The sequence below is a fragment of the Promicromonospora sp. NPDC057138 genome, from assembly GCF_042670845.1.
In the GTDB taxonomy this organism is placed as follows: Bacteria; Actinomycetota; Actinomycetes; order Actinomycetales; family Cellulomonadaceae; genus Promicromonospora.
Genome location: NZ_JBHUUX010000084.1, coordinates 1 through 20,696 on the forward strand (window position 1 = coordinate 1; position 20,696 = coordinate 20,696).

The 20,696-nt window shown below is 71.4% G+C and carries 15 protein-coding genes; 6 read left to right on the plus strand and 9 right to left on the minus strand.

Annotation, left to right across the window (positions count from 1 at the left end; genetic code table 11):
- Window positions 1-74 precede the first annotated feature (74 nt).
- The 4 genes from ACFT2C_RS26525 to ACFT2C_RS26540 all read right to left on the minus strand — a co-directional run bounded on the left by ACFT2C_RS26525 (window position 75) and on the right by ACFT2C_RS26540 (window position 5,586).
- Window positions 75-2,276 carry an acyltransferase family protein gene (locus ACFT2C_RS26525; protein ID WP_377210089.1) on the minus strand — a complete coding sequence of 734 codons (2,202 nt, stop codon included), beginning with the start codon at window positions 2,274-2,276 and terminating at the stop codon, window positions 75-77.
- A 192-nt stretch (window positions 2,277-2,468) separates the two neighbouring features.
- Entirely contained in the window at window positions 2,469-3,806 is a 1,338-nt protein-coding gene (gene cysN, locus ACFT2C_RS26530) for a sulfate adenylyltransferase subunit CysN (protein WP_377210090.1), read from the minus strand.
- Window positions 3,806-4,708 (minus strand): sulfate adenylyltransferase subunit CysD, encoded by a 903-nt coding sequence (cysD, locus tag ACFT2C_RS26535; RefSeq protein ID WP_377210091.1) that lies wholly within the window; start codon window positions 4,706-4,708, stop codon window positions 3,806-3,808. The genes cysN and cysD overlap by 1 nt, the downstream gene beginning before the upstream one ends.
- Window positions 4,705-5,586: a 3'(2'),5'-bisphosphate nucleotidase CysQ gene (locus ACFT2C_RS26540; protein WP_377210092.1), complete on the minus strand. Its 882-nt coding sequence runs from the start codon at window positions 5,584-5,586 to the stop codon at window positions 4,705-4,707. Before ACFT2C_RS26540 ends, cysD begins: the two co-directional genes overlap by 4 nt.
- Window positions 5,587-5,805: 219 nt before the next feature.
- On the opposite strand from ACFT2C_RS26540, the gene ACFT2C_RS26545 reads away from it, so the two are divergent.
- Both ACFT2C_RS26545 and cysC read left to right on the plus strand, forming a co-directional pair.
- Window positions 5,806-6,849, plus strand: coding sequence for a sulfite exporter TauE/SafE family protein (locus ACFT2C_RS26545; protein WP_377210093.1), 1,044 nt, complete (start codon window positions 5,806-5,808; stop codon window positions 6,847-6,849).
- Complete coding sequence (gene cysC / locus ACFT2C_RS26550; RefSeq protein ID WP_377210094.1) at window positions 6,846-8,177, plus strand: adenylyl-sulfate kinase; 1,332 nt, start codon at window positions 6,846-6,848, stop codon at window positions 8,175-8,177. Before ACFT2C_RS26545 ends, cysC begins: the two co-directional genes overlap by 4 nt.
- Before the next feature lie 48 nt (window positions 8,178-8,225).
- Here cysC and ACFT2C_RS26555 read toward each other — a convergent pair whose 3' ends face one another.
- Complete coding sequence (locus tag ACFT2C_RS26555; protein WP_377210095.1) at window positions 8,226-9,284, minus strand: ABC transporter ATP-binding protein; 1,059 nt, start codon at window positions 9,282-9,284, stop codon at window positions 8,226-8,228.
- The gene (locus ACFT2C_RS26560; RefSeq protein WP_377210096.1) at window positions 9,277-10,272 is read right to left on the minus strand and encodes an ABC transporter permease; all 996 of its coding nucleotides are present in this window, start codon (window positions 10,270-10,272) and stop codon (window positions 9,277-9,279) included. Before ACFT2C_RS26560 ends, ACFT2C_RS26555 begins: the two co-directional genes overlap by 8 nt.
- A 192-nt stretch (window positions 10,273-10,464) precedes the next feature.
- On the opposite strand from ACFT2C_RS26560, the gene ACFT2C_RS26565 reads away from it, so the two are divergent.
- Together ACFT2C_RS26565 and ACFT2C_RS26570 are read left to right on the plus strand one after the other, a co-directional pair.
- A complete protein-coding gene (locus ACFT2C_RS26565; RefSeq protein WP_377210097.1) occupies window positions 10,465-11,538 on the plus strand; it encodes a hypothetical protein in 1,074 nt (357 codons plus the stop codon).
- Complete coding sequence (locus tag ACFT2C_RS26570; protein WP_377210098.1) at window positions 11,535-12,758, plus strand: DUF6716 putative glycosyltransferase; 1,224 nt, start codon at window positions 11,535-11,537, stop codon at window positions 12,756-12,758. Before ACFT2C_RS26565 ends, ACFT2C_RS26570 begins: the two co-directional genes overlap by 4 nt.
- A gap of 20 nt (window positions 12,759-12,778) precedes the next feature.
- On the opposite strand, the gene ACFT2C_RS26575 is transcribed toward ACFT2C_RS26570, so the two are convergent.
- The 3 genes from ACFT2C_RS26575 to ACFT2C_RS26585 all read right to left on the minus strand — a co-directional run bounded on the left by ACFT2C_RS26575 (window position 12,779) and on the right by ACFT2C_RS26585 (window position 16,256).
- On the minus strand, window positions 12,779-13,795 hold the full coding sequence (locus tag ACFT2C_RS26575) for a glycosyltransferase family 2 protein (RefSeq protein ID WP_377210099.1): 1,017 nt from the start codon (window positions 13,793-13,795) through the stop codon (window positions 12,779-12,781).
- Between the two features lie 265 nt (window positions 13,796-14,060).
- Complete coding sequence (locus tag ACFT2C_RS26580; protein WP_377210100.1) at window positions 14,061-14,954, minus strand: N-acetylneuraminate synthase family protein; 894 nt, start codon at window positions 14,952-14,954, stop codon at window positions 14,061-14,063.
- 57 nt (window positions 14,955-15,011) lie between these two features.
- On the minus strand, window positions 15,012-16,256 hold the full coding sequence (locus ACFT2C_RS26585; RefSeq protein ID WP_377210101.1) for a cytidylyltransferase domain-containing protein: 1,245 nt from the start codon (window positions 16,254-16,256) through the stop codon (window positions 15,012-15,014).
- A 255-nt stretch (window positions 16,257-16,511) separates the two neighbouring features.
- Between ACFT2C_RS26585 and ACFT2C_RS26590 the strand changes: the two genes are divergently transcribed.
- Together ACFT2C_RS26590 and ACFT2C_RS26595 are read left to right on the plus strand one after the other, a co-directional pair.
- A complete protein-coding gene (locus tag ACFT2C_RS26590) occupies window positions 16,512-18,644 on the plus strand; it encodes a polysaccharide pyruvyl transferase family protein (RefSeq protein WP_377210102.1) in 2,133 nt (710 codons plus the stop codon).
- 63 nt (window positions 18,645-18,707) lie between these two features.
- The gene (locus tag ACFT2C_RS26595; RefSeq protein WP_377210103.1) at window positions 18,708-20,624 is read left to right on the plus strand and encodes a glycosyltransferase; all 1,917 of its coding nucleotides are present in this window, start codon (window positions 18,708-18,710) and stop codon (window positions 20,622-20,624) included.
- Window positions 20,625-20,696 lie beyond the last annotated feature (72 nt).

The following is a 20,696-nucleotide window of genomic DNA, read 5'->3' on the forward strand; positions in this document are numbered from 1 at the left end:
GTCCGAGTCTCCCTGGTTATCGCCAGGGAGACTCGGACAGGCGCTCTACTTCGCGGATCTGACTACCTCGGCCGCTACAAGCGGGTGCGGATCGGCGGGGCCTTCATCGGGTCGACGAACAGCCAGTGCGCCTTGAGCCGCAGCGCGTTGTGCAGCGGGCGGGTCAGGGTCGCCGAGTAGGTGGCGGTCATGTGGTTGTCGTCGCGGTAGATCAGCACGTTCCCGACCGCGCCCTCGCACAGCCGCAGCCCGCAGATGGACCGCGTGAGGTCGAGGTGCACCGCCGACGGCGGCACTCCCTTCGCGGTCACGACCGGGTTCACGGGCGAGTAGACGTCGGTCCGGGAGCGCGCGCAGCCGACGCCGTCGGGGTGCTGCTCCACGCACGCCGGGACGTCGAACCCGAAGCGCGGGTTGTCCCTGATCGTCACCACCCGGATACCCGCCGCGGCCAGACGGCGCCAGGCGCGCGCCTCCGCAGGGATCACCGTGTCGCCGGGAGCGGTGGTCGAGGTGCGGCTGCCGATCACCACCACGGCGTCGGGCCGCATCTGCTCGAGCGCGGCCAGCGCGTTGACGCGCCACGACCAGCACATGTCAGTGCTGCTCGCCGGACCGAGCGGCCCGGTCGGCGCGGCCAGGCGGCAGCCACGGCGCGCCATGAGCTGCACCTGCCAGTTCTCCTGGCGCCCGACCTCGGCCATGGCCGGCACCCACTGGATGATGTGCGAGTCGCCCACCATCACCACCGTGTGGTCGGGCTCCGGCCCGCCGGTCAGGGTGCAGGTCAGCGGAACGTCCGACCCGGCGGTGACGACGTTCTCCTGGATGCAGTCCTCGGTGTCGACGTCGGGCAGGTCCTGCGCTGCCACCGCGGGCGCCGGCTGGATCGCCAGGTCGCCCGGGACCGGCTCGCTGTACGCGGGGCTCAGGGCGAGCGCCCCCGGGTACTGGGACGGCCCCGCGGCGTCGGCGGCGGCCTCTGCGGCGGCGAGCAGCTGGGCGTCCTGCCGTTCGAGCGCGGTCACGGCGGCCACGGTGCCGCCCGCGACCAGCGACACGCAGGCGGCCGCGGCCACCAGCGCGCGCACCCCGCCGAACGCCTCGCGGAACCGTTGCGCCGGGTCCGCCACGAGCTTCGTGGTGAGCCAGGCCAGCACCACCGACGTCGTCAGGATGAGCGCGGCGCCGATCCAGTCGACCCGGCTCAGGCCGGTGTAGTGCAGGTACGCGATGAGCAGCGGCCAGTGCCACAGGTACAGCGCGTAGGAGATGTCGGCGATGAAACGCAGCGGCGCCACCTGCAGCAGGCCGCGCGGGCCCCAGGCCGCGGGTCCGCCGGAGCCCAGCAGCACGAGCAGGGCGCCGCCCACCGGCCACAGGGCCCACTGCCCCGGGAACAGCGCGCCGCCGTCGAGCACGAACCCGCTGGACACGACCAGCCCGAGGCCCGCCCACCCCAGCAGGGGGCGCACGACGCCGGGCAGCCGCAGCCACGGCAGCACCAGGGCGAGGAACCCGCCGATGCCCAGCTCCCAGAACCGGGCCCAGGAGTGGAAGTACGCGACGGGCTGGTCCAGGGCGTGCAGCTCCTGGGCGAAGGCGTACGACGCCGCCGTCGTCCCCGCGACCACGACGATCAGCAGGCCGCGCGCGCTGATCCGCGCCGTGCGGGCCAGCGCGACCACGATCAGCACCACCACCGGCCAGGCCAGGAAGAACTGCCCCTGCACCGACATCGACCAGAAGTGCTGCAGCGGGCTGGTCTGCGGGCCTGCCGCCCCGTAGGTGAGCTGGCCCCAGATCATCTCCCAGTTCACGTAGTACAGCGCCGACGCCAGGATCTCCCGGCCGGTCTGCACCCAGGTGCCACGCGGCATGACCCACCAGGCCAGGGCCGCCGTCGCGACGAGCACCAGGAGGGCCGGCGGGACGAGCCGGGAGAAGGTCCGCCCGTAGTGCTCCCCCAGGCGCAGCTCGCGGCCTTCGGCGCGGCGCAGCAGGGACCCGGTCGCCAGGAACCCCGACAGGACGAGGAAGACGTCGACGCCGCCCGACACCCGGCCGTTGCCGAACAGGTGGAACGCGACGACGAGAGCGAGCGCCAGCCCGCGCAGGCCGTGCAGCTCGGGGATGTGCACGCTCGCGGGACGGCGCGCGGGCGGGCGGCTACCGGCGGGCGGGACCGGCCCGCTCGGCAGGTGCGGTCCCCCCGCCGTGATGCCCGGATCCGCCGGCCCGAGTGAGGGCGGCAGCGAACTCGAGACAACGGTCACTGGGGAACCTCCGGGTCTGCGTGCGGGCCTGGCCGCGCGTCTCCGGATTCACCGCGACGACCCTGGCCAGGCGCGTTTTTCAGCAACATGGGAGGGCCGCCGACCTGGGTCGGCGGCCCTCCGGCGTTGCGGAGCGTATCAGGGTCTCGGTAGCTCTACCGATCACAGTCCGGACACGGTCAGTACGGCGGTTCAGTACTGGTGCGCGGCTCCGCCGATCATGCCCGCGGCGACCGTCTTGTTGGTCGCCTCGTCCACGAGGATGAACGCGCCGGTCTGCCGGTTCGCCTGGTAGGCGTCCACGAACAGCGGCTGGGTCACGCGCAGGCGGATCCGGGCCATCTCGTTCAGCTTGATCTCGGTGGCTTCCTCGTCGCGGTGCAGCGTGTTCACGTCGACGCGGTAGTTGATGTTCTTGACCATCGCCCGCGCCCACCGGGTGGTGTGCTTGATCGCGTACTTCTTGCCCTGCATCAGCGACGCCGACTCGTCCATCCAGCAGATCTGGGCGTCGATGTCCTGCGTAACCGTCGGTGCGTTGTTCGGGCGGCAGATCATGTCGCCGCGCGAGATGTCGATCTCGTCCGCCAGCCGCACCGTCACCGACATGGGCGGGTACGCCTCGTCGACCGGGCCGTCGGCCGTGTCGATGGACTCGATGGTCGTCTCCAGGCCGGCCGGCAGGGCCAGCACCCGGTCGCCCGGCTTCATGACGCCGGACGCGACGGTGCCCGCGTAGCCGCGGTAGTCGCGCGCGTCGTTCTGCTGCGGCCGGATCACGTACTGCACCGGGAACCGCACGTCGACCAGGTTGCGGTCCGACGCGACGTGCAGGCGCTCCAGGTGGCTGAGCAGCGGCGAGCCGTCGAACCAGGGCATGTTCTCCGAGCGCGTCACCACGTTGTCGCCCTCCAGGGCGGACACCGGGATGAACGTCAGGTCGGGCACGCGCAGGCGGGAGGCGAACTCGGCGAACTCGGCGCGGATCTTCTCGAAGACCTGCTCGTCGTAGTCGACCAGGTCCATCTTGTTCACGCACACCACCACGTGCGGCACGCCCAGCAGCGTGGCGAGGAACGTGTGCCGGCGCGACTGCTCGACGACGCCCTTGCGCGCGTCGACGAGGATCAGCGCCACGTCGGCCGTCGAGGCGCCCGTGACCATGTTCCGCGTGTACTGCGTGTGGCCCGGCGTGTCCGCGATGATGAACTTGCGCTTCGGCGTCGCGAAGTAGCGGTACGCGACGTCGATGGTGATGCCCTGCTCGCGCTCGGCGCGCAGGCCGTCCGTCAGGAGCGACAGGTCGGCGTAGTCGTTGCCGCGGTCCTTGCTGACCTGCTCCACCGACTCGAGCTGGTCGGCGAAGATCGACTTGCTGTCGAACAGCAGGCGGCCGATCAGCGTGGACTTGCCGTCGTCGACCGAGCCGGCCGTCGCGAACCGCAGGAGGTCGCCGCTGACGACCTCGCTGAGCGCGTCGGAGCCGTGCGCCTCGGGGGCCGCACCGGCCTCGGGAAGAGTCGTCGTCATCAGAAGTAGCCTTCCTTCTTGCGGTCCTCCATGGCGGCCTCGCTCACCTTGTCGTCGCCGCGGGTAGCGCCGCGCTCGGTCAGGCGCACGGCCGCCACCTCCTCGACGACGTCGTGCAGCGTGATCGCCGCGGACTCGACGCACGCGGTGAGGTTCGCGTCGCCGACGGTGCGGTAGCGCGTGGACCTGACCTCGGCGTTCTCGCCGTCCTTGAGGGGGGTGAACTCGTTGACCTCGTAGAGCATGCCGTTGCGCTCCACGACCTCGCGCTCCTTGGCGAGGTACAGGTCGGGCAGGTCGATGTTCTCGGCCTCGATGTACGCCCAGATGTCCAGCTCGGTCCAGTTGGACAGGGGGAACACCCGGATGGACTCGCCCTGGTGGACGCGGCCGTTGTACAGGTTCCAGATCTCGGGGCGCTGGTTCTTGGGGTCCCACTGGCCGAAGTCGTCGCGGAAGGAGAACACGCGCTCCTTGGCGCGGGCCTTCTCCTCGTCGCGGCGCCCGCCGCCGAACAGGGCGTCGAAGCCGTGCTTCTCGGCGGCCTCCAGCAGCACCGGCGTCTGGATCCGGTTGCGGGAGCCGTTGGGCTCCTCCCGCACCAGGCCGCGGTCGATCGCCTCGGGGACGGAGGCGACGACGAGCTGCACGCCCGTGCGCTCCACCCACCGGTCCCGGCAGTCGAGCACGGTCTGGAAGTTCAGGCCGGTGTCGACGTGCATGATCGGGAACGGGACGCGCGCCGGCGCGAACGCCTTGACCGCGAGGTGCAGCATGACTATGGAGTCCTTGCCGCCGGAGAACAGCAGGCACGGCCGCTGCATCTCGGCGACCACCTCGCGCATGATGTGGATGCTCTCGGCCTCCAGGCTGCGCAGCTGGCTCAGAACGTGACTCTTCACGACTGGGCACCTTCCTTGCTATCTGCCCCGACCACGGACGCGACACCAACGGTGTCGAGCAGCTCGCGCAGGCGCGCGGCCAGTGCCGGGGGGCATACGAACAGGTCTGGGAGCCAGGGGCTCTCCCGGTTGTACTCGAGCACGGATCCGTCGAGGCGGGTGCAGACGAGTCCCCGGGACCTGGCAACGGCGACGGGGGCCGCAGAGTCCCACTCGTACTGCCCACCCCCGTGGACGTAAGCGTCAACTGTACCGTCGGCGACCGCGAGCATCTTGACGCCCGCCGAGCCCATCGGCACGAGCTCGACATCGGCGCGCTCGGCCAGCGCGGCCACGAACTCCGGCGGGCGGCTGCGGCTCGCGGCGATCCGCAGGGGGCGGTTCCCGGCCAGCACGGCGGCAGCGTCGTCGTCCCGCACGACGCCGTCCGCGGTGGTCAGGACCTGCGCGCGGGCTGGCAGCGCGACGGCTCCGACGGTGAGCCCGACGCCGCGCTCCCAGAGCGCGATGTGGACGGCGAAGTCGTCGCGCCACTGCCCGGCCAGGGGCCCGTCGGCGTGCCGCTCGGCGAACTCACGGGTGCCGTCGAGCGGGTCGATGATCCACACACGATCTGCACCGGTGCGGGACGCATCGTCCTTGGCCTCCTCCGAGAGGACGGCGTCGGCGGGGCGGGCGGAGGTCAGCGCGGCCGCGAGCCAGGCCTGCGCGGCGGCGTCGCCGGCGTCCTTGAGCTCCTTGGCGACGAAGGCTCCGCCCGCGGCGTCGACCTCGGCGCGGAGGGCCATGAGCACCTCCGCCGCTCCCGAGGCGAGCGCGTGGGCGAGGGCGTCGTCGTCGAGCGACGCCTGAGGGAGCGCGAGGGAGGGCGCGTTCATCGGTCTCCAGGTCTGCGGAATCTTCAGGTCGTTCAGGTGCCCGGCGCCCTGGCCCGGGGATACGTCTCGTCCCAGGCGGTAGCCGGTTTGAACTCCGGCGAACGCGCCGAGGCTACCATTCGACCATGCGATCCACTGCCAGGCGACCAGATCGATGCTGATCAACAATCTAGGAATATCTATGACTACAAAACCGACCGGAATTATCGGGATTAACCAGTGAGTGTCGACCCGGCACTGATCGCCGGCGGCCTCGCCGTCGGCTTCGTCGTGGGGCTCACCGGCATGGGCGGCGGGGCGCTCATGACCCCCATGCTCATCTTCGTCTTCCGCGTGGACCCCCTGGTCGCGGTCTCCAGCGACGTCGTCGCGAGCCTCTTCATGAAGCCGGCCGGCGCGTTCGTGCACCTGCGGCGCAAGACGGTCAACCTCAAGCTCGTCCTGTGGCTGTGCGTGGGCTCGGTGCCCGCCGCGTTCTCCGGCGCGCTGCTCATCAAGGTGCTGCCGTTCGGCGACTCCCTCGACACCGCACTTCAGCGGATCCTGGGCGTCGCGCTGCTGATCGCGTCCTTCGGCCTCGTGGTCCGCGCCGTCCTGCAGATGGTCCGCGGCCGCTCGGCGCTCGGCGAGGGGCCCGCCAGTCCGTCCGCCCCGCGGGAGCTCGTGGTGCGGCCGGTCCCGACCGCGATCCTCGGCGCCGTGGCCGGGCTCCTGGTCGGTATGACGTCGGTCGGCGCCGGCTCGATAGTCATCGTCGTCCTCCTGCTGCTCTACCCTGCGCTGAAGGCCTCCCAGCTCGTCGGCACCGACCTGGTCCAGGCGGTGCCGCTCGTCGCGGCGGCGTCGCTGGGGCACATCCTGTACGGCGACTTCTCGCTCGGCCTGACGACGTCGCTGCTCATCGGCGCGATCCCCGGCGCCTGGTTCGGCGCTCTCGTGTCCTCGCGGGCACCCGGCGGCATCATCCGCCGCGCGCTGGCGATCCTGCTGCTCGCGTCCGCGCTCAAGCTGCTCGGCGCGAGCCTCCCCGTGGTGATCGGGGCCGCGGCGACGGCGCTCGTCGTCGGGAACCTCGTGTGGATCTGGGTCAAGCGGCGCTTCGCCGCGCTGCCCGTGCCTTCTCCGGCAGACTCGACTTCTCCGGCAGACTCGACCCCGGAGGAGGTCACCGACGGCCTCTCGAACGCCCCGGCGGCCGGCTCAGCAGCCGACCCAGCAGCCGACCCAGCCGACGACCCAGCAGAAACGAGCCCTCGCCGATGACCGACACCCCCGCCCGCGTCCTGTCCGACGACGAGCTGGACGTCCTCGAGCTGGCCCTCGGGGGCGCGCTCCCGGCGTCGGCCCTCACCGCCGCCCTGCCGGGCATCCCGGCGGACGTGATCCTGACCGACGCCGAGAACACCCCGCTGGCCCGCCTCACGACCCGCCCCGGTGACCTGCCCGCCGCGCTCGAGCCGCTCAAGCCGGTGGCCGCGGCGATCGGCCCGCAGTGGGACGTCGCCGTCCGCCGCCCCGCCCGGGAGGTGCGCGCCGGGCTGGAGGCGGGCTCCGGGGACGACGCCGAGAACAGCCTCGGGCTGCTCGTCACCGAGGTCCCGACCCGCGAGGAGCTCGACGCCGCGGTGGCGCTGGCCGCCGCCGCCGGGACCGGCCCGGGGACCTACGCGGAGTCCGGCCCGGGGGCCGGCGCACCGGCGGGCGCGAGCACCAGCACCGTGCTGCTGCTCGTGCCCGTGGCCCGCCACGCCCCGGAGGCGGGCGCCGTCGGCGCCCCCGGACTGGTGCGGGCGGCGCAGGGGCTGGCCGACGCCCTGGCGGAGCGCGTCGACGCGCGGGTGGCCACCGTCGTCGTGCCGTGGTCCGGGCTGGGCGCGACGACGCTCGACGAGGTGGCCGCCGCTTACGGCGCCGCGCGCGTCGCGACGCTGGCCGCGCACCGCTCGCCGGCGACCGCCGAGGGCGTGGCGGACCTGCCGCGCGTGCGGGACGAGGCGGTCCGGGCGCTGTACCCGCCGGCCTCTGCCGCCGAGGTGACCCGCGCCGCGAGCGGCGCCCACCGCCGGGGCGCCGTCGTGTTCTTCACGGGACTGTCAGGCTCGGGCAAGTCGACGGTCGCGCGCGCCCTGGCCGCCGAGCTGGACGACGACGGACTCGGGACCACCCTGCTCGACGGCGACGAGGTGCGGCACCACCTGTCGAAGGGGCTCGGGTTCGACCGCGAGTCCCGCGAGACCAACGTGGAGCGCATCGGGTACGTGGCCGCGCTCGTGGCCAAGCACGGCGGCATCGCCGTCGCCGCGCCGATCGCGCCGTTCGCGGCCGGCCGGGCGAAGGTGCGGGCCCTGGCCGAGGAGGCCGGAGCGCACTTCGTCCTGGTGCACGTCAGCACGCCGCTGGCGGTGTGCGAGGCCCGCGACCGCAAGGGCTTCTACGCCAAGGCCCGGGCCGGCGAGATCGCCGACTTCACGGGCATCTCCTCGCCGTACGAGGAGCCCGACGACGCCGAGCTCGTCATCGACACCACCGACGTCCCGGTCCCGGAAGCGGTGGAGCTGGTCCGCCGCCACCTGACAACCCTGCTGGGCTGACACATCTTGCCGAGGTAGAACCAGGGCTCTACCTCGGCAAGGTGGTGGTTACGCTCGGGCTTCGGCCGCCCTCTTCGCCTCGGAGTCGGAGCTCAAGCTGGAGTCGCCGTTGTTGTCGGCCTTCTGCTGCTCCGCCGACTTCTGCCCGGCAGCCTCGGTGCCGTTCCGCGCCGCCTCTTCCCGCGCCCGCTTGCGCTGCAGCGCCCTGCGACGGGCCGGGCCCATGCCGGGGCGCTGCGCCCGCACGAACCTCTTGTACGCGTCGGCGACCTCGTGCACGGGACCGTCCATGACGAGCTGGCCCTGGTGCATCCACAGCACGCGCGTGCACATCGCCTCGATCGTCGAGATCGAGTGGCTCACGAGGAACACGGTGCCCGCGTTCTCGCGGACCTGCTCGATACGCGCCTTGCTGCGCTCCTTGAACGCGGCGTCACCGGTGGCGAGGGCCTCGTCGATCATCAGGATGTCCGGCGAGGCGGACGACGAGATCGCGAACCGCAGGCGCGCGCTCATGCCGGACGAGTACGTCCGCATCGGCAGGTAGACGAAGTCGCCGATCCCGGCGAACTCCACCACCTCGTCGAACCGCTCGTCGACCTGCTTGGGCGTGAGCCCGAGCGCGAGGCCGCCGATCATGATGTTGCGCTCGCCGGTCAGCGTCGGCATGAGCGCCGCGTTCACGCCGAGCAGCGACGGCTCGCCCGAGACGTGCACGCTGCCCGACTTCGGGGGCATGAGCCCCGCGATCGCCCGCAGCATGGTGCTCTTGCCGGAGCCGTTGACCCCGACGATCCCGACCGACTCGCCGTGCCGCACGGTGAACGAGACGCCGCGCACGGCGTGCACCTCGCTCACGGCGCCGACGTGCCGGCGTCCGGCCCGGAGCAGCCGCTTGTAGAAGGGCACCTTCACCTCGACCTCGCGGACCGCTGCGCCCTGCTTCTCGGCCTCGCTCCTGGCCCGGCCGCCGATGACGCGGTAGACGACGTGCAGGTCGTCCACCACGAGGCAGGGGTCACCCAGCTCGGTCTCGAGGGCTTCCTCCCCGGCGTCCTCGGGCTCGATCTCGAGGTCGAAGTCCATGTGCTCGTCGGCCTCAGTCACGTCCGTACCTCTCCTCGCCGCGCCAGAAGACGATGAAACCGATCACGAAGAACACGACCGCCCATAGGGCGCCGAGCGCCCACATCAGGCCGCTGGGCGGGAACGACTCCTCCTGCAACAGCACGGAACGCACCAGGTATAGGTAGACCGCGATGGGCTGGTAGTCCAGCACACCCGTCAAGACTGCCTTTGTGGTCTCGGAGACGCCCAGGTTTTCGACGTAGTGCGACACAGGGAAGATCACGCCTGAGGCATACATCAACACCCGCATGACGAACCCGATGATGTTGTCGAGGTCAGGAATGCTGGCCACCAATCGCGCCATGACGAACGCGAGACCCGTGTTGAAGATCCACATGAGTGCCACGGCAGCGGGCAGCAGCAGCCACCACCAGGTCACGTGGACCATCTTGTACGTCGGGATGAGGCCGCTGAGCAGCGTGATGGCACACATCACGACGATCGCCGGAACGAGTGTGGTCAGGAGCGACAACACCGTCGACATCGGCAGCACGGCGCGCGGGAAGTGCAGGGAGCGCAGGAGCTGCGTCTTGCCGCTGATCGACTTGGCGCCGCCGCTCACCGATGCCTCGACGAACCGGAACATGAAGACACCGATCACGATGTACGCGATCGAGTTGCTGACGCCTCGGTTCAGGTGGAGCAGGATGCCGAAGATCAGCACGTACACGGCCGCGTTGAGGACCGGGTTGAGCACAGCCCAGAGCTGGCCCAGGTAGTTGTTCTGGTTCTTCGCGTACGCGGTGGACGTGGCCAGGACCCGGATGAACGCCCAGCGGCTCGCCAGGCTGCGGATGTACTCACCCAGCGGCGGACGGACGTTCAGGGCGCGCAGGCCGTACTGCTTCGCAAGGGCCAGCCGCTCGGCCGACGTCGTGCTGGGGACGAGCGGTGGCGGCGGCTTCTTGGCGTCGCCGCTGGCGGCAGCCTTGGCTGGCGCGACCGCGTCGGTAGTAGGTGTGCTCACGGTGCGTGAAATACCTGTCTGGTCGGGGGCACTGCCGGAGGCGATCCGGCCTTTCGATCCTAGCGGGTCACAAACCCTAGCAGTGTGGTCGGGATTCGTCCGCACGGCCGCGACCTCGTACGACGTCGGCGCGCCGCGACCTCGCACGGCGTGTGAAACGCGTGAGGATCCTGACGTGAGAGACTGCACCGCGTGCATCACCCCCGTCCCGCTCCTCGGGCCACGGACCCGCGCGCCGCGTCCCCACGCGCTGCCGGCGCCCTGGTCGAGTCGCCGTTGCAGCTGCTCTGCACGGTCGAAGCGCACGCCGCCGGGTACGGCGGCACCGAGACCCACGTGCACGTCCGCGACGACGTCCCCGCCCTGGGCGACGCCCTGTCCGCCGTCCGCGGGCTCACCCTCCCCGAGGGCCTGGCCTTCGACCTGGCGGGCCGCCGCAGCGCGCTGACCGCGCGCGAGCCCGTCTGGCTCGTCGGCGACGCCTTCTCGGGCCTCTTCCAGGCCACCGCTCCCCTGCGCCGCCCGGAGCACGTGGTCCTGGTCGACGACGGCCTGGCGACCCTCGAGCTGTGCCGCCTCCTGGTGCGCCGCGACCCGCTGGTCCGGATCGGCCGGCCGGCGCGCGCACCCCGGCGTCGGCTCGGTGCTGTGGCCGCCGGCCGCCTGCGCTCGCTGGCCGCCGACGGCCGCGTCACGATCTTCACCGCACTTCCACTCACGCCCGACCTGTCCGCCGGCCTGCGGGCCCAGGGCTTCGAGGTGCGGCACAACCGCTTCGGCTGGCTCACGGCACAGCCCGCGGACGAGTCGATGCCCGAGCCCACCATCGTCGTCGGCTCGGGCATGCCCGCCGACGGGCTGATCGACGAGCACCGGTACGTCGACTGGATCCGGTCGCTGGCGAAGGAGAGCGCGCTGCGCTACCTCCCGCACCGCCGTCAGACGCCGGAGCTGCTCGCGACGCTGGGCTCGATCGACGGCGTCACCGTCGATGCTCCCGGTGCCCCCGTCGAGATCCGGCTGCGCGGCCTGCGGCCCGGCCAGCGCGTGCTGAGCCTGCCGTCGACCTCGACCATCCTGTTGACCACTATCATTTCACCGCTCGGTGTCCCCGTCACCGCGCTCGACGTGCCCGCCGACTGGTGGACCGCGCGCGCCTCGGCCGATCACCGAGCACACCTGACCAGCGTCGTCGAGCTCGCCCGGCAAGCCAGGGCCGCCGCCGAGGACGTCAAGGAAACAGACTCCCCGGAGGCGAACGAATGACCATCCGTGTGCTCGCGGTCGCGGACAGCGACTCGTATCTGAAGTGGGCATGCGCGACGCTGGACAGGCTCGGCCCGGCTGAGGAGGCCGGTCTCGACCGCTCGGCGGTGATCGTCAAGACGCCGATCGCGCCGACCACCAGTCAGATCGCCGCCGCTGTCGCGGGATCCTCGGTGGTCCGTCCCGCCGTGCTGCCCGTCCGGGACCTCGCCGCGCAGATCCGCGACGACACGCCCGACGTCGTGCTCATCGCCGCCACCGGCCCCGTCGCCGAGGTCGTGGCGCACGCCATCGTCGCCGCCACGGGCAAGCGCCGTCCCGCGCTGATCACCGGCCTGCCCGGCATGGCGCTGCCCGCCACGCCGGAGGGCACGGGCTGGCGCCGCTGGTGCGACGCCTTCGTCGTGCACAGCCGGCTCGAGATCGGCGCCTACCGCGAGGCGTTCGCCGAGCACGACGTCGCCCCCGAGGTGCCGCTGGCGCACCTGCCGTTCCTCGAGCACATGTCGGCGAGCCTCGGCACCGAGCCGGTCAAGCGCGTGGTCTTCGCCGCGCAGGCCAAGGTGCCGGACAACCGGCCCGACCGCGTGGCCCTCCTGGACCGCCTGGCCCGCCTCGCCGACGACGAGTTCGAGGTCATCGTCAAGCTCCGCGCCCGCAAGGGCGAGCGGCAGACGCACAACGAGGCGTTCCCGTACGACGAGCTGTGGGACGCCGAGCACGCGGCCCTGGGGCACCGCAGCGACGCACTGCGGTTCGTCGACGGGCCCATGGCCGAGTGGCTGCAGCCCGGGTCAGCGCTCATGACAGTCAGCTCGACCGCGGCGATGGAGTCGCTGGCCCTCGGCCTGTCCACCGTCATCATCGACGACTTCGGGGTCAGCCCGGAGCTGCTCAACGCGCCGTTCGCCGGCAGCGGCTGCGTGATGCACGTCGCCGACGCCGCGGAGGCCTTCCGCACGGGCGGCCCGGACCCCGACCCCGCCTGGCTCGAGGACAACTACCTGCACACAGACGAGTCGGAGCTGCCGGCGACGGTCCGCTACCTCGCTGAGCGGCGCGAGACGGGGACGCTGACCACGCTGGCCGTGGTCAAGCCGTGGCTCAGGGCCCGCTACCTGCGCATGGCGCTGCAGATGTACCTGCCGAAGTTCGTCTATGACGTGATCCGCCTGTCGACGCGCCCGGTCCGCCTCCTCTTCCTGGACAAGAAGGCCTGACCTGACGACGGCGTTCCGGGTCAGACGCCGTCGTCGACCCGGACGCGGTCCGTGAGGCCACGCAGGAAGCCGGCGCCCCACGCCATGTGCATCGTCACGAGCGTCGCGGGCAGGGCGAGCGCCGAGCGCAGGTCGAGCCGGGGGCTGCGGGTCGCGGCGTGCGCCGAGGCGCCGAGCACACCCAGCAGGTAGGCGACGGGCGGCGTGAGCGCGAGCAGCGTCATCGGCAGCGAGCTCACGACCGCGCCGACGACGACGAGCAGCACGGACACCCCGAGCACGACGACGGCGGTCGGCGGGGCAAGATAACGGACGTTCGCGGTGCCGGGGTTGCGGCGCACGACCTCGCGGCGCCACATGCCGGTGCGCCAGAACTGGGTGGCGACGGCGCCCAGCGTGCGGCGCGGCTTGTACTCGACCACGAGCGACGGGTCGAACCACAGGAGGCTGCCGCTGTTCCGCAGCCGGAGGCACAGCTCCCAGTCCTGCGCCCGCACGTACACCGGCGAGTACCCGCCCACGCGCTCCAGCGCCTCGCGGCGGAACGTGCCCAGATAGACGGTCTCGGCCGGGCCGGCGCTGCCGCCCGTGTGGAACGCGGCCGCGCCGAGGCCGGCGGGGTGGCTCATGGCGCGCGCCACGGCCTTCTGGACGGGGGTGTCGCCGACGGGCAGCATGCGCCCGCCCACGCCGTCGGCCCCTGCGGCCTGCAGGGCCTCCACGGCACGGCGCACGTAGGTGGGTTCCGCGACGGTGTGGCCGTCCACGCGGACGAAGATCGAGTGGCCCTCCGGCATCCGCTCCAGGCCCGCGTTCAGGCCGAGCGGTTTGGAACCCGTGGGGTTGTCCACCACGGTGACGCGGCCGGTCTCGGCCGCGAGCTTCTCGGCGATCTCGTGGGTGCGGTCCTGCGAAGGACCCACGGCGAGCACCATGTGCAGCGGGTGCGGGTAGTCCTGCTCCAGGATCGACCGCACCATCGCCTCGAGGTACGGCTCCTCGTCACGTACGACGGCGACTACCGTCACCAACGGCATGTTTGCCGCCTCTACCCGCTCGGGCACATGGCCCCCTCTCGCGATGGCCGGGCCGGTTCGGCCCGGTTCCGGCTCCGTCCGGACCCGGGAACATCGGAGGCGGGCACCGCGAGTGCGGCGCCCGCCTCCGACCATGAACAGCGGGCTCGATCACCGAGCCCAGGTAGTGCCTACGGCTCAGGCTCTACCTCTACGCCTGAGCCTGCGGCTCCGCTGCGGGCGAGTGCCTCGTTCCTCGGCCCTCACCCTGCGCTGCACCTACGGCTCAGGCGTCGACGCGACGGAGGCGCGACATCGGCGAGAACTCACCGGGCATGACGCGCTTCTGGCCGTCGCCGAGCGCCTTCTCGAGGATGCGGATGTCGCGCACCAGGTTCTCGAGGCCCTTGGGCTCGAGCGAGGAGGCGTGGTCCGAGCCCCACATGGCGCGGTCGAGCGTGATGTGCCGCTCCACGGCCACGGCGCCCAGCGCCACGGCGGCCAGCGAGATCTGCAGACCGGTCTCGTGGCCCGAGTAGCCCACGGGCACGTTGTAGCGCTCCTGCAGCGTCGTGATGGTGCGCAGGTTCGCCTCCTCGGGGGGAAGCGGGTAGGTCGACGTGGCGTGCAGGATCACGAGCTTGTCCGTGCCCAGGATCTCCACGGCGGCGTCGATCTGCTCGAGCGTCGACATACCGGTCGAGAGGATGATCGGCTTGCCGGTCGCGGCGAGCGCACGAAGCATCTCGTGGTCCGTCACCGAGGCCGAGGCGACCTTGTGGGTCGGCACGCCCATCTTCTCCAGGAAGTCCACGGACGGGGCGTCCCACGGAGACGCGAACCACTGCACGCCCTTCTCCTTGGCGTACGCGTCGATCTCCGTGTACTCCGGCTCCTCGAACTCAACCTTGTACTTGTACTCGAGGTACGTCATCTCGCCCCAGGGCGTCTGACGAATCTTGTCGCGCTGGTCCTTCGGAGTGCTGATCTCCGGAGTGCGCTTCTGGAACTTCACGGCCTGGCATCCGGCCTCGACCGCGACGTCGATCAGCTTCTTGGCGATCTCGACGTCACCGTTGTGGTTGATGCCGATCTCGCCGATCACGTACACGGGCTGGTCGGCGCCGACCTGCAGGTCGCCGATAGTGACCGGCGCGGGCTGCGCGTTCGTCGCGCTCATAAGAAGGTCCTTCCGAAAGGGTCGAGCACAGGGTAGTGCTGTTACGTGTCGTCGGGACTAACCGGTGACGACGGGGGTCTGGACAGCTGCCGTACTGGGGGCTGCTGTAGCCGGACGCGCAGCGAGTATACGGTCACAGATCTCACGAACCGCACCGTTCCCGCCCTCGCGGGACAGTACGAGCCGGGCCTGTGCCTTCACTTCGGGGCGCGCGTCCGCGACTGCCACAGGCCAGCCGACGACGGCCATGGCGGGCAGGTCGTTGACGTCGTTGCCGACGTACGCGACGCGTGCCGGGTCGAGGTTCTGCTCGGCGATCCAGGCGCGCAGGGCGGAGGCCTTGTCGTCGATACCGTGCATGACCTGCACCTTCAGCTTGTCGGCACGCGAGGCGACGACCTTGTTGGTCTCCGTCGACAGGATGAGGATCGGCAGGCCGGTGCGACGCAGGATCGAGACGCCCATGCCGTCGCCGCGGCTCACCCGCACCTGCTCGGTGCCGTCCTGGTCCACGTAGGCGTGGTCGTCGGTGTGCACACCGTCGAAGTCCGTGACGAGCGCGTCGACGTCGACCGGCCCGGGCGTGGCGTCGACGTCCTGGTCCACGAGCTGGCGGGCGAGCCAGAGGTCGCGGGGCTCGTCGATCTCGATGGCCCACTCGGAAGCGACCGGCTGGATGCCGACGTCGCCGAAGAACCGGGTGCTGCCTGCACGGAACCCGTCGGTCCTCATCACATAGAAGGCACCGGTCTCGCGGAAGTGCGGCGCCCGCTCCTGGCGGCGCGGCCGGTAGTCGGTGGTGTGCCCGACAGGGCTCGCGACGCCGTCGTCGATCCGCCACTGGAAGTCGTGGGTCTCGGAGACCGCCACGACCACGTCCTTCTCGCCCGCGGCGACCCGGCGGATGGCGGTGTCGAGGTCCTCGGGGTCGATGAACGGCGAGGTGCACTGCACCAGCACCGTCACGGGCGGGACCTCCTGGGGCGGCAGGCCGCCGTCGCCGGCCTCGATCCGGTCCAGCACGTGCTGCAGCGCCGACTCGGACGACGCCGTGCCGCCCGCGATCTCGGCGGGGCGCGCCACGACGCGCGCTCCGTGCAGCCGGGCCTCGGCGGCGATCTCGTCGTGGTCGGTGGAGACGATGACCTCGGCGACCGACGAGGCGGCGAGCGAGGCCTGGACTGCGCGCCCGACCAGCGTGATCCCGTCCACCCGCGCGAGGTTCTTCAGGGGGACACCCTGCGAACCTCCCCGGGCCGGGATGACGACGACGGCGGACGGGGTTTCACCGGGTACTGACATTCGTGGCACTCTCGAGTCGGTCGGGATGGATACGCCGTCCACACTAGCGCTATCCGCGCCGTGTGCCGTCCAGCCGGGTTCACCCGCTCCCGCCCCGGATGTGGGATCCTGCCGTTGCACGCGGTGGCACAGCGCCATCCAGAAACACCGCCCCAGGAACAGGGCCCCAGCACCACGGCCCCAGGAACATTCCCCACGAAACGGTGCGCGGCGCCCCAGCTGCCCGCGACCGTGCCGAGAACGGAGACAGCTCGAGTGCCCGGAACCGAAGGTCGCAAGGCGAAGTCCTCCCCCGCGGGCGGCGGCGCGCCCCAGGCAGTCTCGCGGTCCGAGCGGCGGGAGCGCGCGCGGCGCACCGCCGAGGTGATGCACACGCTCCAGCGGATCACCGGCGTGCGGCCGCAGCCCGACTCGTTCACCACGCGCGAGCTCGCGAAGGGGCACGTGACGTGGTCCGAGGTCCGGATGGTGCGCGCCGCTGTGCTGGACGCGGCGCGCGAGGCGATCGACCGCTGGGACGTGGACGCCGCGACCACGCTGACGAGCTTCCTGCGTGCCGACGCCCCCGACCCCGAGGTGGGCCGCCTGAGCGGGCTGGTCGCGCTGCTCTCCGGCGACGCCGAGGCCGCCGAGCAGTACTTCTATCAGTCGTCCCGGGGCACGGGATCGGTGGCGCGACGCCGGACCAACGCGCACCGCGCGGTCGAGGAGCTGCAGCAGTTCCTGGACTTCCGGACCGAGCTGCTCCGCCACGACCCCCCCGCCGAGCTGGCCGACCTGCGCGAGCTCGCGGCGTCGGTCCCCGTGACGAACCTGTCGGACGCCGACGCCGCGTTCGGGCGTTACCTCGTCGGCTGCCTCACCCTCGGCCTCGAGGGGCCGCTGGCCGCCATCCTGGACGAGTTCGCCGAGGCCGGCCGCCTGGACGGGGTGATGGCGCCCCCGGGCGTCCTCGACGTCCCCATCGAGAACGCCGAGTTCGTGGCGGCCGACGCCGACCATGCCGGCGCGCTGCGCCTGCTGCAGGGCACGTTCCGCCACTACGGCGTCGTCTCGGAGCGGTACCTCATCGCGCTCGGGACGTCGCTGACGGCGCTCAGCCGGTACGACGCCGCCCGCCGCGCCTTCAAGCTGGCCGACACCGGTGTGGGCTCCGCCCGCGCGGCGCAGGTCGCCTGGATCATCCACGACGACGAGTCCGCGCACGCGTTCGCCCGCCGGGCGCTGCGGCAGGAGATGCCGCGGTCGTCGGTCCGCACCGTGCTGGGCCGTGTCGAGCAGCCGATCACGCCGCGCGAGGCGGACGCGCCCTCCGGCGGCCTGGGCCACGTGGCGTTCTTCGTGGACCGCGGCGAGAACTTCGGGGACATCGTGCTGCCCGACGCCGTCCGGGACGCGATCACCGAGCCCGCCGGCACCACCGAGTGGGTGTCCTTCCACGCGCACCAGGTGTTCGACGACGAGTTCACGCGGATCGCGAACGCCCAGCGCGCCCTCGTCGTCGGCGGCGGCGGGCTGTTCCTCCCGGACACCTCGCCCAACGGGAACAGCGGCTGGCAGTGGAACGTGCCGGAGGCCTCGCTGGACGCGCTGACGGTCCCCGTCTACGCCTTCGCCGTCGGCTTCAACCTCTTCAAGGGGCAGAAGTTCAAGGGTGACCTGTTCCGGCGCAGCCTCATCGCCTTCACGCGCAAGGCCGAGTTCGTCGGCCTGCGCAACACCGGGTCGATGGAGCGCGTGCGGGACATGCTGCCCGCCGAGCTGCACGACAAGGTGCGCTTCGTGCCCTGCCCGACCACGGTGCTCCAGCACATCCGCCCCGGGCTGACCCCCGGGAGCTCGGGCTCCGGCACGGTCCTGCTCAACGCGGCGTTCGACCGCAGCGGGCGGCGCTTCGGCACCGGCTACGCGGACTTCCTCGCGCACATGGTCGAGCTCGCCGACAAGGCGGGCAAGGCCGGCGCGGAGGTCCGGATCGCTGCGCACACGCGCGGCGACGTCAAGCTCGCGAAGGATCTCGAGGAAGCGCACGACCTCACGCTGCCCGTCGACGAGCTGCACAACATGGACCAGGCCGACGCGCTTGCCGTCTACCAGCGGGCGTCCCTGGTGATCGGCATGCGCGGCCACGCGACGATGATCCCGTTCGGTGTGGGCACGCCGGTCCTGAGCATCGTGTCGCACCCGAAGATGCGGTACTTCTTGGAGGACGTGGACCGTCTGGACTGGGGTTTCGACATCGGTGACGCCGATCTCGGCGCCCGGCTCGCGGAGCGCACGCTCGACGTTCTCGCCCGGGAGGACGCCTACCGGGCCGACGTCGCCGACCGTCAGCAGGTGCTGCTGCCGCACGTCCGGGCGGCGGCCGCGGACGTCGCCAAGGCCTGAGTCCTTCACCCGCTCCGGCCGTTAGACTCGACCGGTCTCTGTACCTCGAAAGGGAGTTATCCGATGCCCACCATGCGGAGCGTTCCGCTCGGCCGTGAGCCCGGCGACGCGGAAATCGCGTCGTTCGCTGACCTGATCGACAGGCCCCTGCTCATCGTCGGCAACGGGCCGTCGTCGGCCATGCCTCCCTATCACCGGATCCCGGCCGACGTGGTCGTCTTCCGGATGAACTGGTTCTTCCTGGAGAGCAACTACCACTTCGGCGACCGGGTCGACGCGTACTTCAGCGCCATCCCGAACGAGAAGCTGGAGAAGCTGCTGCAGGAGGAGATGCGGTCGAGCCGGTACGACGTGCGCCGCATCCTCAGCCCCATGCGCCACGCCGCGCACCGCGACGGTGACAAGTACGGCCTGGAGCCGGAGCCGATGGTCGGCGTCGAGGAGCTGGACTCCTGGTCCATCCCCGCCCGCCACCCCCGCCTCGCCCGCGCGTTCATGAGCCGGCCCGGCCTGCCCACGACGGGCCTGCAGGCCCTCGCGTTCGGCCTGGGCGTCGGATTCCGCGAGGTCTACCTGTCCGGTCTCGACATGTACGAGTCCAAGGACAGCCGGTACGGCTACACGGTCACGCAGGCCGCGGAGTCCGCACTCAAGGACAAGGACCTCACGCCGGGCTACGAGTCCGCGCACGGCCTCGACTCGGACCTGGCGTTCCTGCGCTCCTGCATGGCGGAGTTCCCGGACGCGAAGATCCGCTCGGTGAGCCAGTCGGACACGCTCCACCTGTTCGTCCCGCAGGCGGAGGACCTCACCGACCGCCCGCACCTCGCTCCCGAGGCGGTGCCGACGCTCGCGGTGTCCAAGGACACCGTTGACCTCTCGTTCCCCGAGGTCGGCGAGGACACGTCGGTGGTCGTCCCCGAGGTCGGCGGTCCGCTGTGGAAGGAGATCGACGGCCGCAAGTGCGCGTACGTCACCGTGGTCTCCGGCGCGTACCACCACGGCGCGCGCGCCCTGGCGAACTCGCTGCGCGAGCACACGGACGTCCCGCTGATCGCCCTGGTCACGCCCGACGCCGACCGCGCGGCCCTCGCCGCGAGCGGCATCCGGACGATCCAGGTCCCGGGCATCCGCAACCCGATGAACTCGGGCGGCAAGAAGATCCAGGCCCGCTTCGCGATGACCTACACGAAGCTCCACGTGTTCCGGCTCGACTTCTTCGACCGCCTGGTCTACCTCGACAGCGACACCGTCGTGAAGGGCAGCCTGGACGAGCTGTTCGACGGCGACGACTTCGCCGCCGTCCCCGACGCGGGCCTCGACCTGCCGGACGGCAACGTGTTCAACTCCGGCGTCTTCGCCGTGAACCCGTCGCACGGCATGTTCGAGACGATGATGTCGCAGCTCAGCCACACGACGTCGTACGACGGCGGCGACCAGGGCTTCCTCAACCAGTTCTTCTCGGACTGGCGCAAGCTCCCCCTGGAGTACAACACCACCAAGCGCATCTACTCCCACCACCCGCAGGTGTTCAACGAGGAGGACGTCAAGGTCCTCCACTACGTGGGACGCAAGCCGTGGGAGCCGACGTCGAAGGGCGAGCGGTACGACCAGCTCGACTACGCGTGGCTCGACCACCTCAGCGACTGGGAGAAGAACGAGCTGGTGCGCGAGCTGCGCCACGCCGCGGCCGGCGGGAAGCCGCCGGAGGCCGGCAGCGCCAGCCCGTTCCGGCAGGCCCAGGAGGCCAACAAGACGAACCGGGCCTCGGACGCCGTCCGCGTCATCGAGGCGGTCATCGCCCAGCGCGAGCCGACGTCGGCCGAGCTGCGCGAGCTCGCCAAGGCGTACCGCCGCCTGGGCCGGCACGACGACTGCGCCCGGGTCCTCAAGCAGGCCTACGCGATCGACCCGCGCCGGAGCGTCATGCGGGACGTGATGCTGGCGCAGGCCCGCTCCATCAAGAGCAAGCTGGCCTGACCCCCGAGGTAGTTCCGCGAAGTAGAGCGCCTGTCCGAGTCTCCCTGACAACACCAGGGAGGCTCGGACAGG